Raw genomic sequence first — 14,576 nt, forward strand, 5'->3', positions numbered from 1 at the left:
GTCGGCCCTCAAGCCCCGAACCCTTCAGCCGGTCTTCGTGTACGTGACCTTCTCGCCGGTGTCCGGGTTCTCGCGGCGCAGGGTGCCGTCCGGCAACAGGGTCAGCGTGGTGGCCTTGCCGGGGGTGCACGACGACATGGGTTCGCCGAGCGTGATCGTGGAGGGTCCGATGTGGACCGGTCCGTCGGGTGACGGCTCGTCGGTCAGGTCTGCCCGGAAGACGCAGCGGTAGGTGCCGCCGGTGTCGACCGGGCCTTCCGCGGTGAGGGTGAGGACGGTCTGGCCGACCTTGCCCTGCCGGATGACGAGTTCGCGGGTGGAGTGACCGGCGGGGTTGTCGATGCTGCCGGACCAGGTGCCGAGGTAGCCCTCGGGGATGGAGCCGTCTGCGTTCTTCTTCTCGTCGGAGGGGGCGTCCGACGGCTCCTCGGCCGGTTCGTCGGACGCGGACGGGCTGGGCGAACTGCTCGGGGACGCACCGGCCTTCGTGCCGTTGTCGGTCATGAGCGCGTACACCGAACCGCCCGCACCGATCGCGACGAGCACGGCGACCACGATGAGAGCGACGGTCGAACCCGCCGTGCGGCGTACCGGTTCGGGCTGCGCGGCGGAGGCGGGATAGAGGGGGCCGTACGGAGGTGTGGAGCCGAAGCCGGGGTGCTGTGGTGGCTGCTGGTGCTGCGGATATCCGTAGCCGTACGGCTGTCCCTGACCGGGGTGCGGCTGGGCGGGCAACTGCGGGTAGCCGTAAGGGGGGACAGGGCTCGGTATGGGGGTTGAGGCGCCGATCACCGTGGGTATCGCACGGCCCCCGCCGGGTGCTTGCGGGGCCGGAGGCTGCGGGGCGGGCGGTTCCGCCGCCGCGGGCACCGCGTCCTCAGGGCCGGCCGGGTCAGCCGGTTCGGCGGGCTGTTCCGGCTCCTCCGGGTCCTCCGAGTCCAGCAACTCCACCGCGTGACGGCCCAGCTGGGCGAGGAGCGCACCCGGCAGCCACGGTTCGGCGGGCTCGTCCTCCGCCAGCCGTTCCAGGATCACGTCCGTCGTCGGCCTGGCGGCCGGGTCCTTGAGGAGGCAGTCCCGGACGAGATCGACCAGATCCACCGGGACGCCGGTCAGGTCCGGGTCCTCCTGCGCGATCCGGAACATCAGCGCATGGACCTCGTTGTCCGCCACGCCGAACGGAAGCCTGCCCGTCGCCGCGTACGCCAGCACCGAGCCGAGGCAGAACACATCGCACGCCGCGGTCACCCGCTCGCCCCGTACCTGCTCCGGCGCCATGAAACCGGGCGAACCGACCAGCGCCCCGGTGCGGGTGAGACCCCCGTCGGTGGCGGTGTCCAGTGCCCGGGCTATGCCGAAGTCGATGACCCGCGGACCGTCGATCGTCAGCAGAATGTTGGACGGCTTGAGGTCGCGGTGGATCAGCCCGGCGGAGTGGATGGCCTGGAGCGCGCGGGTCAGCCCCGCACCCAGGATGTGGACCGAGCGCTCGGGCAGCGGACCGAAGGCCCCGGAGGGCGGTCCCACCGGTGCGCCCGCGCGCCCGGAGACGGTGACCTGGAGGGAGGGCCCGGCGACGTACCCGGTCGCGACCCACGGCACGGCGGCCTCGGTGTCGGCGTCCAGCACGGGGGCCGTCCACGTCGAGCCGACCTGGCGTGCGGCCTGTACCTCCTGGCGGAACCGGTCGCGGAACTCCTGCTGCTCGGCGAGCTCCTGGCGCACCAGCTTGATCGCGACGGTACGGCCCCGATCGGACCGGGCCAGATAGACCTGCCCCATGCCGCCCGCGCCGAGCCGCCCCAGCAGGCGGTACGCGCCGATGCGTTGCGGGTCGGTGGGCCTGAGCTTTTCCACGGTGTGCGACCTCCCCCGTACGGCGACACGCCGGACGGGTCGAGAATAGCGGCGCACGTCATGCCCCAGCAGTTCGGCCGGGCGTCGGTTTCGCCCGCTGCCGGTTCCGCCCTCGAGCGCCGGACGGGCCGGGTTCAGCTGCTGGACAGGATGGGGTTCACGCGCTGGGCGGGATGGGTTCTGCGCCGGTCACCGCGTCGACTGCAACCGACAGCCGTTCCAGCACCCGCACTGTCTCCGCGAAGCCCTCCGCGCCCAGCTCCTGCGCCAGTCGGGCGGCGAACTCCGCGTGGCCGGGGCCGATCCGGGACACCGCCGCCCGCCCCTCCGCGGTGGGACGCAGCAGCTTCGCGCGCCGGTGGGCCGGATTCGGTGCGTACTCCGCAAGGCCCTTGCCCACCAGCAGATCCGCGATCCGCTGCACGCTCTGCCGGGTGATCCCCATGGCCCGGGCGATCCCGGACACGGGCAACGGCTCGGCCAGCACCGCTCCGAGCACCTGCCACCATGCCGCGGTCAGCCCGGCCGGCCGCGCCAACTCCTCCGACACCGCGAGGAACTGGCCGTTGAGCCGGAAGACCCCGAGCGCCGTCCGGCTGAGTGCGTCCTGCTGCTCGCGGCTCATCCTTGCAGCACCTCGTACGCGCTCGCGTCCGAGTCGTGGAAGAGCCGGTACCAGGCGTCGAGTTTCCTGCCCTCGTACACCCCGAGGCGCGCGAAGACCTCGCGGGCGAACGCGACAGGCTCGGTCGGTCCCGCCGTGATGAGGTCTCCGTCGGTCACCGCGTCCGCCTCGACGTACCGGGCACCGCCCGCGTACCCCGTGGCCGCGAGATAGAAGGAGACGGCGCTCGTGTGCGCGCGGTCGTCGAGCAGTCCCTCGCGGGCCAGTCCGGCCGTCGCCCCGCAGATCGCGGCGACCGGTACGCCCGCGTCCAGGAAGGTGCGGGCGGTACGGGCGAAGGGGGCGAGCTCGTCGCCGCTGTCCCAGAGGTCGGCCCCGGTGAGGATCAGCAGTGCGCTGTCCTCGGGACGTACGTCGGCGAGGGCGAGGTCCGGCTGGACACGGAGGCCGCCGAGGGTGGTGACGGGGCCGGCGGTGGGGCCGACCGTCCGCACGGTGAAACCGTTGCGGGCGAGATGCGCGGTGGTGTGGCCGGTCTCCCAGTCGGCGTAGGAGTCGTAGACGGCCAGGTGCACGGTCTTGCGGGTCATGGCGACCTCCCGGGCGAGAACCTCGTGGATGACACCTCATGGATGAGGCGTCATGAGCGGAATCGCGATGACAGCATGCTGCCAGTACGACAGAATGCTGTCAAACATCTACCCCTGTGCCGACCCGACACCCTGCCCACCAAACCGCCCCAGGCCATACAGGTTGGCCATGTCGAGCCGCTCACCGCACGACTTACGCTCGCCGCATGACCCCTCATGCCTCCCATGCCTCCCACGCTCCGCAGGTCGACTCCGCGGCCGGTGCGGCCGTGAAGGCCGCCGACCGTGCGCACGTGTTCCACTCCTGGTCCGCCCAGGGCCTGATCGACCCGCTCGCCGTCGCCGGCGCCGAGGGCGCGTACTTCTGGGACTACGACGGCAACCGCTACCTGGACTTCACCAGCGGCCTCGTCTACACCAACATCGGCTATCAGCACCCCACCGTCGTCGCCGCGATCCAGGAGCAGGCGGGCAAGCTCGCCACCTTCGCTCCCGCGTTCGCGATCGAGGCCCGCTCCGAGGCCGCGCGCCTCATCGCCGAGCGGACCCCCGGCGACCTGGACAAGATCTTCTTCACCAACGGCGGCGCCGAGGCCGTCGAGAACGCCGTCCGGATGGCCCGGCTGCACACCGGCCGTACGAAGGTGCTCTCCGCCTACCGTTCGTACCACGGCGCCACCTCCACCGCGATCAACCTGACCGGGGACCCGCGCCGCTGGCCGTCCGACAACGGCTCCGCAGGTGTCGTGCGGTTCTGGGCGCCGTTCCTCTACCGCTCGCCGTTCTACGCCGAGACCGAGGCCGAGGAGTGCGCCCGCGCCCTCCAGCACCTGGAGGACACCCTCGCCTTCGAGGGGCCCGCGACCATCGCCGCGATCATCCTGGAGACGATCCCCGGCACGGCGGGCATCATGACGCCGCCGCCCGGCTACCTCGCGGGCGTCCGCGAGATCTGCGACCGGTACGGCATCGTCTTCATCCTCGACGAGGTGATGGCCGGCTTCGGGCGCACCGGCACGTGGTTCGCCGCCGAGCACTTCGACGTCACGCCCGACCTGATGACCTTCGCCAAGGGCGTCAACTCCGGTTACGTACCGCTCGGCGGTGTCGCGATCTCCGCGGAGATCGCCGCCACCTTCGAGACCCGTCCCTACCCGGGCGGACTCACGTACTCCGGTCACCCGCTGGCCTGCGCCGCGGCCGTCGCCACCATCGGCGTCATGGAGGACGAGAAGGTCGTCGAGAACGCCGCCCGCATCGGCGAGACCGTCCTCGGCCCCGGCCTGCGTGAGCTCGCCGAGCGCCACCCGTCGGTCGGCGAGGTGCGCGGTCTCGGCGCGTTCTGGGCGCTGGACCTGGTCCGCAACAAGGAGACCCGGGAGCCGCTGGTCCCGTACAACGCCGCCGGTGAGGCCAATGCGCCGATGGCGGCGTTCGGCGCGGCCTGCAAGAAGAACGGCCTGTGGCCCTTCATCAACATGAACCGCACCCACGCCGTTCCGGCCTGCAACGTCACGGAGGCCGAGGCCAGGGAGGGTCTGGCGGCTCTGGACGTGGCCCTGTCCGTCGCGGACGAGCACACCGTCTGACACGCTCCGCCCGCAGGTCGCGGGCTGTTCGCATGGCGTCCCTCCCCCCGCGACGCCACCTCCCATGCACTGGTCGGTCTAAGGTGACCCAAAGCCGGAAAGGGAGGGTCGCCATGCGCGCGAGTGGAACTGTGACCCGCAGTACGCTGCGGCAGCAGATCGCGGACGCGCTGCGTGACGAGGTGCTTGCCGGGCGTTTGCAGCAGGGGCGGGAGTTCACCGTCAAGCAGATCGCCGAGCAGTACGGGGTCTCCGCGACGCCCGTCCGCGAGGCGCTCTTCGATCTCTCCGCGCAGGGCCTGCTCGAATCCGACCAGCACCGCGGGTTCCGGGTGTACGAGTTCACCGTGGCTGACTACCGGGCGATCGTCGAGGCCCGCACTCTGGTTGCCGACGGTGTCATCCGCAGCATCTTCGACGGGCCGGTCCGCCCGAAGGGTGCGCAGTCGGCGAAGTGCCGCGACGCGCTGGTCTCCGTGCGCCGTCGCGCCGAGGAGGCCGCAAGGGCGGCGCGGGGCGGTGACCTCGACATCCTCATCGGGTACGACCTGCGCTTCTGGCGTGAACTGGGCGCGTTCGTCGGCAACACGTACATCACCGACTTCCTGCACCGGCTGCGCATCCAGGCCTGGGTGTTCGCCGTGCCGTACCTCCGCAGCGACGGGGATGTGCGCGACTGGCTCTGGAGCGGCCACCCGGACCTGGTCGCGGCGATCACGCTCGGGGACCGCGACGCGGTGCGCGCGGTGATCGACGACCACAACGCCCACGCGTTGAGCTGGGCGGAGCGGCTCGCCGCCGGCGACCCGTCGCATCCGGGGCACGGTGGCTGACGGTCCGGCAGCGAGGTGTTCCGCAGCCGGACATGAAGGACCACTGTGCGCGGCGGCCCCCTCGCATTACGCTGTCCCGACCATCGCGCGAACCGCGCGAGATCCTGTGGGAGAGCGAGACTTCGTGGCCTGTGACCTGTGGCTGGTCCCCCTCGTCGATGTGCTGTGCCAAAGCCCTGACAACCCGTTCGCCGAAGAGATAGCCGTCTACGACAACGCGCTGGGCGAGGCCGGACTCCCGGCCGTACCCGTCTACGCCTACATGCCGGGTCTGACCGGCGATGTGGCCCCGGTTGCGGGCTTCGACTACGACGCACTGCACTTCCTGCGCCGCGCCTATCTGCTGCAGCTGAGCGGTCTCGCCGTCGCGCCGGTCGACGAACTTGGCGGCGACTACGAGCAGTTGCTGGAAATGTTCGAGTCGACGGCGCGGCAGTCCCACCTGGTCTGGCACTACGACCATGCGGGGGCGTACGTCCCCGTGGACTTCCCCTCCCCGCTCTCCAACGACCAGCTGCTGGAGGGCGGCGGCCCGCTCGGCTCGGCGCACGGGTTGCTGCGGGAGCTGGAATATGTCGCCCCGTCCATCGGCATCGACCCCGCGAACCCCCCGGCCGCCCCGCTGCCGCCCATTGCGCCGACCTCGCTGGAGGAGCCGGCGAGCCCGATTCCGTACGACGACAGTCCGTTCGCCCGGGAGCGGCACGTCTGGCTGGGCCTGCATGCGGCGGCGACCCGCAGTCTCGCCCAAGGCTCCATGATCATCTTCAGCTGACGCGGCGGCCCGGACCGCCGAGGTCACCGCCCACCGGAGTCACCGCCCACCGAGGTCACCGCCCACCGAGGTCACCGCCCACCGAGGTCACCGCCCACCGAGGTCACCGCCCACCGGAGTCACCGCCCACCGGGACCACCGTCACCGGGGTGACTCCGGTGGTCGCTGCCGCGGCATGTTCGGCCGGGTCACCGACTGCATCGGAAACCGCCCCTGCGCCGCCCCCGGCTCCGTACGCCCGCCGATGCCGCTCCCCGAGACCAGTGCCTGCATCCCCATCGGCGCAGGCCCGGCCCGGAATTCCACCATCCAGTCCGCGGTCTCGGACCGTACGAGATCCGTGATGTCCTCCGAGAACCGCCGCAGCACCCCCAGGCACCGCTCGGCCGCCTCGCTCGCCGTCCCCTCGGTCGGCCCGAGCACCTCCCGTACACACTCCGACGCCCAGTCGAACTGCAACACCTGAAGCCGTCGCTGCACGGCCTGCGCCGTGGCGAGGTTCCTTATCCAGCCGGAGGTCAGGCCGAAGTACCGGTCGCAGGCCATGCAGGCGGCTCCCAGGAGCAGCGAGAGATAGCCCCAGCCGGCCGCCCCGTGCAGCGCGCCCGTCAGATCGAGCAGCGGCAGTGCCGCGCCCGCGACCGCCCCGGCCGCCGTGCCGATCCGCAGCGCCCTGGCGCCGAGCCGCTTCCACACCCGGTCGTTCAGATACCAGCCGGCGGTGCGCAGCGCCTCGGCCTCGACCCAGCGGTACAGCTCGTCGAGGCGTTCCGCGGGTTCGCCCCAGTCGCCGAGCGGGAACGGCTGTCCGGTCAGATCCCGGCCCTGCGCACGGAAGCCGGAGCGCGGCTCCGAGCCCGGCCCGGAGCCCGGGCCCGAGCCCGGCGGAACGGCCGAACCGGGCGCGCCGGACTCGTTGCGGGGCGCCCTCTCGGGCTGCATCTCCGGCTGACTCACCGGGGCACTCCTCTGCACTCTGCGATTTCGACGTTTCGCACGCGCGCATGGGACACGTGCATGCGACGACGGGCGGGCTTTCGGCGTGGCCGTCCGTCCCGCTTGCGTAACCCTGCGTGACGGACACCGTACGTGTGCGTATTGATATGCATGCCCTTCCTACCGCCGAATGGTGGGCCGTGGGGCCGAAATCGCGGTATTCCCGGGTGTGCATGCCCTGTGATCAGGTATAGGAGTCTTGCTGTAGTTGATCGGATTTCACCCGAAAGGGTTGCTCGGCAGTGGGTGGGGCGCGGTTCCCGGTGACCACGTAGGCTCGGCATACCGAAACATTTGTCGTCGATATGCCAGGAGTGACCGTGATTCCCGGTGGTGGCCAGCCCAATATGCAGCAGCTGCTGCAGCAGGCCCAGAAGATGCAGCAGGACCTCGCCCAGGCCCAGGAGGAGCTGGCCAGGACCGAGGTCGACGGTCAGGCGGGTGGCGGTCTGGTGAAGGCGACCGTCACCGGCTCCGGCGAGCTCCGCAGCCTCGTGATCGACCCCAGGGCGGTCGACCCGGAGGACACCGAGACGCTCGCGGACCTCGTCGTCGCCGCAGTCCAGGCGGCGACCGAGAACGCGCAGGCGCTTCAGCAGCAGAAGCTGGGCCCGCTGGCCCAGGGGCTGGGTGGCATGCCCGGTCTTCCCTTCTGATCCGCCCGCACAGCAACTACCGTACGTACCACGACAACAACAGCAGTAGCAGTCGAGGCACTCAGCTCAGGAAGGCGTTCCGTTGTACGAAGGCGTGGTTCAGGACCTCATCGACGAACTGGGCAGGCTGCCCGGCGTCGGTCCCAAGAGCGCGCAGCGGATCGCTTTCCACATCCTGCAGGCCGAGCCCGCCGACGTGCGCCGTCTCGCCCAGGCCCTCCTGGAGGTCAAGGACAAGGTCCGGTTCTGCTCGGTGTGCGGCAATGTCGCGCAGGAGGAGCAGTGCGGGATCTGCCGCGACGCACGCCGCGACCAGACGGTGATCTGTGTGGTCGAGGAGCCGAAGGACGTCGTGGCGATCGAGCGGACCCGTGAGTTCCGCGGCCGCTACCACGTGCTCGGCGGGGCGATCAGCCCGATCGAGGGCGTCGGCCCGGACGATCTGCGCATCCGTGAGCTGCTGGCGAGGCTCGCCGACGGCTCGGTCACGGAGCTGATCCTGGCCACCGACCCCAACCTGGAGGGCGAGGCCACCGCGACCTACCTGGCGCGGATGATCAAGCCCATGGGGCTGCGGGTGACGCGGCTGGCCAGCGGGCTGCCGGTGGGCGGCGACCTGGAGTACGCGGACGAGGTCACCCTGGGCCGCGCCTTCGAGGGGAGGCGCTTGCTGGATGTCTGACCCCACCCCGTACGACACCTGCACCACGGCCGGGATCCTCGCGGGCGAAACCTTGACGCCTCACGGCGGCTTTACGTTCAGCGGCGCTATGTTCTACTCACCGTTCGCGACCGTGCCCACGGGAGGTCCCCTCGATGTCTGACGCCACGCTGAATTCCGTCACGCAGGACCCGGACGACTTCGCCGTCCAGATCGCGGACCAGATCAAGACGTTCATCGTCGCGGTCACCGAGGTTTCCAAGGTCGACGAGCCGGAGCAGGCCGTCCCGACCCTGCTCCTCCAGGTCTCCCAGCTGCTCCTCGCGGGCGGCCGGCTCGGCGCGTACGAGGATGTCCTCCCGGACGAGCGCTACGAGCCGGACCTGGGTGCCGAACCGGACGCCGACGGCCTGCGCGAGCGGTTCGCGGCCCTTCTCGAACCGATCGACGTCTACTCCGAGGTCTTCGACCCCTACGAGCCCCGCAAGGCCCCGGTCCCGGCCCGCATCTCCGACGACCTGGCCGACCTGGTCACGGACCTGCGTCACGGCCTGGCCCATTACGAAGCGGACCGTGCCACCGAGGCGCTGTGGTGGTGGCAGTTCTCCTACTTCTCCAACTGGGGCTCAACCGCCTCCGCCACCCTGCGCGCCCTCCAGTCCCTGGTCGCCCACATCCGCCTGAACCAGCCCCTCCAGGAACTGGACGGGCTGGACACGGACTCGGAGACCGTCGACGACGACCTGGCCGAGGAGGCGGGGCGGGTCATGGCCGAGGAGATCGCGGGACCGCTCGGACTGCGCCCGGTGAAGTAACCGTCCGGCCGAGGGCGTCCCCGTGGGGCCCGGCCCCCGTCACCCTCCGTCGAGGCGCAGACCGGCCGCCCGCATGGGGCGCGGCTGTGCGCCGTTGCCCGTGCGGGACACCCGCCACGGCTCGTCCGCGCCCTGGCGGGCGGCGCTCGCGGGGATGCCCGGGCCGAGCAGCCGGCGACCTCCGGCCACAAGGTGGCGCCCGTGTGGATCGGCGCACCCGTGTAGGAGAGCTGCATGGCCGGGGCGGCGGCCGGAGGCACGGAGACGAGTGCGCGAGGCAGCGGGAGGGTGCGGGCGGCTTGTGCGGCGGGGGAGTTTCCGGGGGCGGTCCGTGGGGTTCCGGTTCACTCTGGAGAGGACGGACGCGGAGACCGTGGACCTTGCCCGGTGTGTGCTGAGCCACATGCGGGCGTGGTGCCGGGATCACTGGGCAGCAGACCCGTACGAGCAGTCCGGGTGACACGCCGATGATCGCGTGGTGAGCGGGACATCTCACGATGCGATATCAACGGGGCGATTCCGGACTGCTCGTTAAACTGAGTCGACCGCAGTAATGGACTGAGCGAGGAGCGCACGTGGGCCTTGTCGTGCAGAAGTACGGAGGCTCCTCCGTAGCCGATGCCGAAGGCATCAAGCGTGTCGCCAAGCGAGTCGTCGATGCCAAGAGGAACGGCAACCAGGTGGTTGTCGTGGTGTCAGCGATGGGCGACACGACGGACGAGTTGATCGATCTCGCCGAGCAGGTGTCACCGATGCCTGCCGGGCGTGAGTTCGACATGCTGCTGACCGCCGGAGAGCGGATCTCCATGGCCCTGCTGGCTATGGCGATCAAAAACCTGGGCCACGAGGCCCAGTCGTTCACGGGCAGCCAGGCCGGCGTCATCACCGACTCGGTCCACAACAAAGCGCGCATCATCGATGTCACGCCGGGCCGTATCCGGACCTCGATCGACGAGGGCAACATCGCCATCGTCGCCGGGTTCCAGGGGGTGAGCCAGGAGGGCAAGAACATCACCACCCTCGGCCGCGGCGGGTCCGACACCACCGCCGTCGCACTCGCGGCCGCGCTGGACGCCGAGGTCTGTGAGATCTACACCGATGTGGACGGTGTCTTCACCGCCGACCCGCGGGTCGTGAAGAAGGCCCGGAAGATCGACTGGATCTCCTTCGAGGACATGCTGGAGCTGGCCGCGTCCGGCTCCAAGGTGCTGCTGCACCGGTGCGTGGAGTACGCACGCCGCTACAACATCCCGATCCACGTCCGCTCGTCCTTCTCCGGGCTGCGCGGCACCTGGGTCAGCAACGAGCCGCAAGGGGACCAGAAGGTGGAGCACGCGATCATCTCCGGAGTCGCCCATGACGTCTCCGAGGCCAAGATCACGGTCGTCGGCGTGCCCGACAAGCCGGGCGAGGCCGCAGCGATCTTCCGCACCATCGCGAACGCGGAAATCAACATCGACATGGTGGTGCAGAACGTCTCCGCCGCGTCGACCGGTCTGACCGACATCTCGTTCACGCTGCCGAAGGCCGAGGGTCGCAAGGCCATCGACGCCCTGGAGCGCAACCGCGGCACGATCGGCTTCGAGTCGCTGCGCTACGACGACCAGATCGCGAAGATCTCCCTGGTCGGCGCGGGTATGAAGACGAACCCCGGGGTCACCGCGGCCTTCTTCGAGGCGCTGTCCGACGCCGGCGTGAACATCGAGCTGATCTCGACGTCCGAGATCCGCATCTCGGTGGTCACCCGCGCCGACGACGTCATCGAGGCCGTGCGCGCCGTGCACACCGCCTTCGGCCTCGACAGCGACTCCGACGAGGCCGTCGTCTACGGGGGCACCGGCCGATGACACCTCGCCGCCCTTCGCTCGCGGTCGTCGGAGCGACCGGGGCGATCGGCGGCGTCATGCTCCAGATCCTTTCGCAGCACGCTGACGTCTGGGGCGATGTGACGCTGATCGCCTCGCCGCGCTCGGCCGGCCGCAAGCTGGTCGTACGCGGCGAGGAGACCGAAGTCCTCGAACTCACCGAGGACGTGTTCGACGACGTGGACGTGGCCCTCTTCCTGGTGCCCGACGACGTGTCCGCACGCTGGGCACCGATCGCCGCGTCCAAGGGGGTCGTCGTCATCGACGACTCGGCGGCGTACCGGCTGGACGCGGACGTCCCGCTGGTGGTCCCCGAGATCAACCCCCATGCCGCACGGATCAGGCCGCGCGGCATCATTGCGAGCCCCAACTGCACCACGCTGTCGCTGATCGTCGCCGTCGGTGCGCTGCATGCCGAATTCGGGCTGCGGGAGCTCGTCGTCTCCTCGTACCAGGCAGTGAGCGGCGCGGGCCGCGACGGCGTCGTGACGCTGCGCGAACAGCTGTCGATGGTCGCGGGCACGGAACTGGGCACCAAGCCAGGGGACGTACGCCGCGCCCTCGGGGACGCCGAGGACTCGCCGTTCGCCGCGCCGGTGGCGCTCAACGTCGTGCCGTGGGCCGGGACCGACGCCGGGGACGGCTGGTCGTCCGAGGAACTGGCGATCCGCGACGAATGCCGCAAGATCCTGGACCTGCCGAGCCTGCGGGTCGCGGCGACCTGTGTGTACGTACCCGTCATCGCGACACACTCCATGTCCGTGCACGCCCGCTTCGAGAACGAGGTCGCGGTCGACCGGGCGCACGAGATCCTGGCGACCGCGCCGGGCGTCGTCCTCTACGACAGCCCGGCATCCGGCGACTTTCCGACGCCCTCCGATGTCGTGGGCACCGACCCGGCCTGGGTGGGCCGGGTGCGCCGGTCGCTGGACGATCCGCGCGCCCTGGAGCTGTTCGTCTGCGGCGACAACCTCCGCAAGGGAGCGGCGCTGAACGTGGCTCAGATCGCCGAAGCGGTCGCCGCAGAATTTCCCCGGACCTGATCCGGCCGTTTCTGTACGCTCTGTGGACCGACTGTGAGCAAGTTGCTGGTCAGAACCACTTGAGCTGGGACCTTGCGGTGGCCGACGATGACCTTTGGTGTGCTGGAACCGGCGGCCGGGGAGCGCGCGTCTCTGCGGTCACTTCTTGCGCGGCGGGGCGCGAAATCGTGGCATTCGGGGAAGAGCAGGTACGTATGAGGGCATGTCGCACTGTGCCAAACATGGTGCCGTACGCGTACAACCCTGACGGGGGGAAGCGTGTCCAACAGGCGTGGCAGAGGTTCTCGACATCACAGTGGTGGGCCCGTTGCGGGGCGCTTCAGTGCGTCCGCTCCGGAGACCCCGCGCACCCGGCGGTATGCCGGTGATTGCGCCCATGCCCGCTGCGCGCCCCGCTCAGCTCCCGTCGCAGCGCGAGGGCGCTGAGCGCAACGTGGCAGCCGGAACCACCGTTGACCACCTCACCGAGACCTACCGCGCCCACTATCGTTCGCTGCTCGGCCTCGCGGCCCTGCTGCTGGACGACACCGCCTCGTGTGAAGACGTGGTGCAGGAGGCGTTCATCCGCGTGCACTCGGCGCGCAGCCGGGTACGTGAGCCCGAGAAGACACTCGCGTACCTGCGCCAGACGGTCGTCAACCTGTCGCGCTCCGCACTGCGCCGCCGCATCCTCGGGCTGAAGCTGCTCTCCAAGCCGATGCCCGACATGGCGAGCGCCGAGGAAGGCGCGTACGACCAGCTGGAGCGGGACGCGCTGATCAAAGCGATGCGGGGGCTGCAGCGGCGCCAGCGAGAGGTACTGGTGCTGCGTTACTTCGCGGACATGACCGAGGCCCAGGTGGCCGAGACGCTGGGGATATCGCTGGGTTCGGTCAAGGCGTACGGCTCGCGCGGTATCGCGGCGCTTCGCGTCGTGATGGAGGCCCAGGCATGAACTGGCGCGAGCGCAGGCAGGAACGCACGCATGAGCGTGGGATTGACCGGACTGGAAACGGAATTGTGAACCACGGGCCGGAGAACAGCTCGAACGCGCAGCCGAACGGGCCTCGGGACCCGCTGTCGGATGGGGACGCCACCACGGAGGCCGCCGCATCCGTGACGGGCGCGGCAGGCGTGCAGGAGGAGCAGGGCGAGACCTCCGACCCCGCCGGAACGGCCCGGATCGGAGGTCTGCCGGAGCTCTTCGACATGGACCCCGGCGACGGTTCCGGCGCAGCCGGCGGCTCCGGCCCCGACCTGGACGAGCTCGCACTGCGCCGCATGTTCCACGGCGCCGTCCAGGACCTCGCACCCACCGACGGCGCCCTCGACCACCTGCGGCGTGCCGTCCCCGCCCGGCGCGCCCGGCGGCGGCAGGCCATCGTCGGCATGGCGGCGGCGGCGCTGCTCATCGGCACCGCGGTCCCCGCGTTCGTCCATGTCGCCGGCTCCACCGGCTCGGACACCGCCAACCCGGCCATCGCCGGACACAGCGAGCAGGCCCAGGGTGGCAACAGCGCTGATTCCGGTTCGGCTGCCGACGAGAAGAGCCAAGGCGGCAGCACCGACGGACACAGCAACGGTTCCAACGGCCACCCCAACAGCACCAGCAGCCCCTCGGGCAGTGGCGGCACGAGCAGCGACGGCAGCGCGTCGGGCGGAGGCGCCGGCCCTGCCGACACCAAGGCGGTTACGACGCCGGTCTGCGACCCGGGGCAGCTCGGTGTCGCCTCCGCCCAGGCGGGTGCGGCCGGTGCCGACGGCACGGTGTACGGCACGTTCCGTATCTCCAACATCTCCGGCACGGACTGCACTGTGACCAGCAGCGGCACCGTGGGCTTCGAGACGACGGGCGCGGCCGACCCGGCCAGGATCGATGTCGTCCAGCACACCGCGGGCGACCCGGCAGCCGGACTGCCCGACCCGTCGCAGGAGGCGGGCACGGTGCTGCTGAAGCCGTCCATGACGTACGAGGTCCAGTTCGCCTGGGTACCGAAGGACACCTGCCCGACTGCCGGCAGCTCGCCGACCCCGACACCGACCGACGGCACTGTGGGTACCAGCGGCGGTACCACTGAAGGGGCGTCGCAGACGGAGCCGCAGCTCGCCGGCGGGGACGGCGGCGGAACGCTGGATGGCAGTGTCGCCGTGACGCACACTCCGGAGCCCGGGTCGCAGGTCGCGGAGGCGAGGATCCCCAACGCCTGCGCGGGCACGATCTACCGGACGGGCGTAATCGTCCCGTCGGCGTAGCGACGACGGCGCATACGTGAGGGGGTCCGCCGGTGGCTG

At 70.6% G+C, this 14,576-nt stretch carries 15 protein-coding genes; 10 read left to right on the plus strand and 5 right to left on the minus strand.

Annotation, left to right across the window (positions count from 1 at the left end; genetic code table 11):
- Nucleotides 1-24: 24 nt before the first annotated feature.
- The 3 genes from ACNPQM_RS08385 to ACNPQM_RS08395 form a co-directional block, all read right to left on the minus strand.
- The gene (locus tag ACNPQM_RS08385; protein WP_418083486.1) at nt 25-1,857 is read right to left on the minus strand and encodes a serine/threonine-protein kinase; all 1,833 of its coding nucleotides are present in this window, start codon (nt 1,855-1,857) and stop codon (nt 25-27) included.
- A 157-nt stretch (nt 1,858-2,014) separates the two neighbouring features.
- Complete coding sequence (locus tag ACNPQM_RS08390; protein ID WP_358857056.1) at nt 2,015-2,482, minus strand: MarR family winged helix-turn-helix transcriptional regulator; 468 nt, start codon at nt 2,480-2,482, stop codon at nt 2,015-2,017.
- A complete protein-coding gene (locus ACNPQM_RS08395; RefSeq protein ID WP_358857057.1) occupies nt 2,479-3,072 on the minus strand; it encodes a type 1 glutamine amidotransferase family protein in 594 nt (197 codons plus the stop codon). The genes ACNPQM_RS08390 and ACNPQM_RS08395 overlap by 4 nt, the downstream gene beginning before the upstream one ends.
- 206 nt (nt 3,073-3,278) lie before the next feature.
- On the opposite strand from ACNPQM_RS08395, the gene ACNPQM_RS08400 reads away from it, so the two are divergent.
- The 3 genes from ACNPQM_RS08400 to ACNPQM_RS08410 all read left to right on the plus strand — a co-directional run bounded on the left by ACNPQM_RS08400 (nt 3,279) and on the right by ACNPQM_RS08410 (nt 6,269).
- Nucleotides 3,279-4,661: an aspartate aminotransferase family protein gene (locus tag ACNPQM_RS08400; protein WP_358857058.1), complete on the plus strand. Its 1,383-nt coding sequence runs from the start codon at nt 3,279-3,281 to the stop codon at nt 4,659-4,661.
- Between the two features lie 113 nt (nt 4,662-4,774).
- Nucleotides 4,775-5,494: a GntR family transcriptional regulator gene (locus ACNPQM_RS08405; protein WP_358857059.1), complete on the plus strand. Its 720-nt coding sequence runs from the start codon at nt 4,775-4,777 to the stop codon at nt 5,492-5,494.
- Between the two features lie 124 nt (nt 5,495-5,618).
- Nucleotides 5,619-6,269 (plus strand): hypothetical protein, encoded by a 651-nt coding sequence (locus tag ACNPQM_RS08410; RefSeq protein ID WP_358857060.1) that lies wholly within the window; start codon nt 5,619-5,621, stop codon nt 6,267-6,269.
- 141 nt (nt 6,270-6,410) lie between these two features.
- On the opposite strand, the gene ACNPQM_RS08415 is transcribed toward ACNPQM_RS08410, so the two are convergent.
- Entirely contained in the window at nt 6,411-7,211 is an 801-nt protein-coding gene (locus ACNPQM_RS08415; RefSeq protein ID WP_418083496.1) for an SLATT domain-containing protein, read from the minus strand.
- Between the two features lie 374 nt (nt 7,212-7,585).
- Between ACNPQM_RS08415 and ACNPQM_RS08420 the strand changes: the two genes are divergently transcribed.
- The 3 genes from ACNPQM_RS08420 (at nt 7,586) to ACNPQM_RS08430 (ending at nt 9,397) form a co-directional block, all read left to right on the plus strand.
- Entirely contained in the window at nt 7,586-7,921 is a 336-nt protein-coding gene (locus ACNPQM_RS08420) for a YbaB/EbfC family nucleoid-associated protein (RefSeq protein WP_418083487.1), read from the plus strand.
- An 82-nt stretch (nt 7,922-8,003) separates the two neighbouring features.
- The gene (recR, locus tag ACNPQM_RS08425; RefSeq protein WP_358857063.1) at nt 8,004-8,603 is read left to right on the plus strand and encodes a recombination mediator RecR; all 600 of its coding nucleotides are present in this window, start codon (nt 8,004-8,006) and stop codon (nt 8,601-8,603) included.
- A gap of 134 nt (nt 8,604-8,737) precedes the next feature.
- Nucleotides 8,738-9,397 (plus strand): DUF5063 domain-containing protein, encoded by a 660-nt coding sequence (locus ACNPQM_RS08430; protein WP_358857064.1) that lies wholly within the window; start codon nt 8,738-8,740, stop codon nt 9,395-9,397.
- Between the two features lie 39 nt (nt 9,398-9,436).
- Here ACNPQM_RS08430 and ACNPQM_RS08435 read toward each other — a convergent pair whose 3' ends face one another.
- Entirely contained in the window at nt 9,437-9,586 is a 150-nt protein-coding gene (locus ACNPQM_RS08435; RefSeq protein ID WP_418083488.1) for a hypothetical protein, read from the minus strand.
- Nucleotides 9,587-9,972: 386 nt separating this feature from the next.
- On the opposite strand from ACNPQM_RS08435, the gene ACNPQM_RS08440 reads away from it, so the two are divergent.
- The 4 genes from ACNPQM_RS08440 to ACNPQM_RS08455 all read left to right on the plus strand — a co-directional run bounded on the left by ACNPQM_RS08440 (nt 9,973) and on the right by ACNPQM_RS08455 (nt 14,537).
- Nucleotides 9,973-11,244 carry an aspartate kinase gene (locus tag ACNPQM_RS08440; protein WP_345517394.1) on the plus strand — a complete coding sequence of 424 codons (1,272 nt, stop codon included), beginning with the start codon at nt 9,973-9,975 and terminating at the stop codon, nt 11,242-11,244.
- A complete protein-coding gene (locus tag ACNPQM_RS08445; RefSeq protein ID WP_418083489.1) occupies nt 11,241-12,305 on the plus strand; it encodes an aspartate-semialdehyde dehydrogenase in 1,065 nt (354 codons plus the stop codon). The genes ACNPQM_RS08440 and ACNPQM_RS08445 overlap by 4 nt, the downstream gene beginning before the upstream one ends.
- A 358-nt stretch (nt 12,306-12,663) precedes the next feature.
- On the plus strand, nt 12,664-13,239 hold the full coding sequence (locus ACNPQM_RS08450; RefSeq protein WP_358857067.1) for a SigE family RNA polymerase sigma factor: 576 nt from the start codon (nt 12,664-12,666) through the stop codon (nt 13,237-13,239).
- A 65-nt stretch (nt 13,240-13,304) separates the two neighbouring features.
- Nucleotides 13,305-14,537 (plus strand): hypothetical protein, encoded by a 1,233-nt coding sequence (locus tag ACNPQM_RS08455; protein ID WP_418083490.1) that lies wholly within the window; start codon nt 13,305-13,307, stop codon nt 14,535-14,537.
- Nucleotides 14,538-14,576 lie beyond the last annotated feature (39 nt).

This window comes from Streptomyces sp. NPDC056231 (assembly GCF_048270745.1).
In the GTDB taxonomy this organism is placed as follows: domain Bacteria; phylum Actinomycetota; class Actinomycetes; order Streptomycetales; family Streptomycetaceae; genus Streptomyces.

Coding starts and splice junctions, on each gene's coding strand:
- ACNPQM_RS08390 (WP_358857056.1), bottom strand. CDS start 2,482: ATGAGCCGCGAGCAGCAGGACGCACTCAGCCGGACGGCGCTCGGGGTC.
- ACNPQM_RS08395 (WP_358857057.1), bottom strand. CDS start 3,072: ATGACCCGCAAGACCGTGCACCTGGCCGTCTACGACTCCTACGCCGAC.
- ACNPQM_RS08400 (WP_358857058.1), top strand. CDS start 3,279: ATGACCCCTCATGCCTCCCATGCCTCCCACGCTCCGCAGGTCGACTCC.
- ACNPQM_RS08405 (WP_358857059.1), top strand. CDS start 4,775: ATGCGCGCGAGTGGAACTGTGACCCGCAGTACGCTGCGGCAGCAGATC.
- ACNPQM_RS08415 (WP_418083496.1), bottom strand. CDS start 7,211: ATGCAGCCCGAGAGGGCGCCCCGCAACGAGTCCGGCGCGCCCGGTTCG.
- ACNPQM_RS08430 (WP_358857064.1), top strand. CDS start 8,738: ATGTCTGACGCCACGCTGAATTCCGTCACGCAGGACCCGGACGACTTC.
- ACNPQM_RS08445 (WP_418083489.1), top strand. CDS start 11,241: ATGACACCTCGCCGCCCTTCGCTCGCGGTCGTCGGAGCGACCGGGGCG.
- ACNPQM_RS08450 (WP_358857067.1), top strand. CDS start 12,664: ATGCCGGTGATTGCGCCCATGCCCGCTGCGCGCCCCGCTCAGCTCCCG.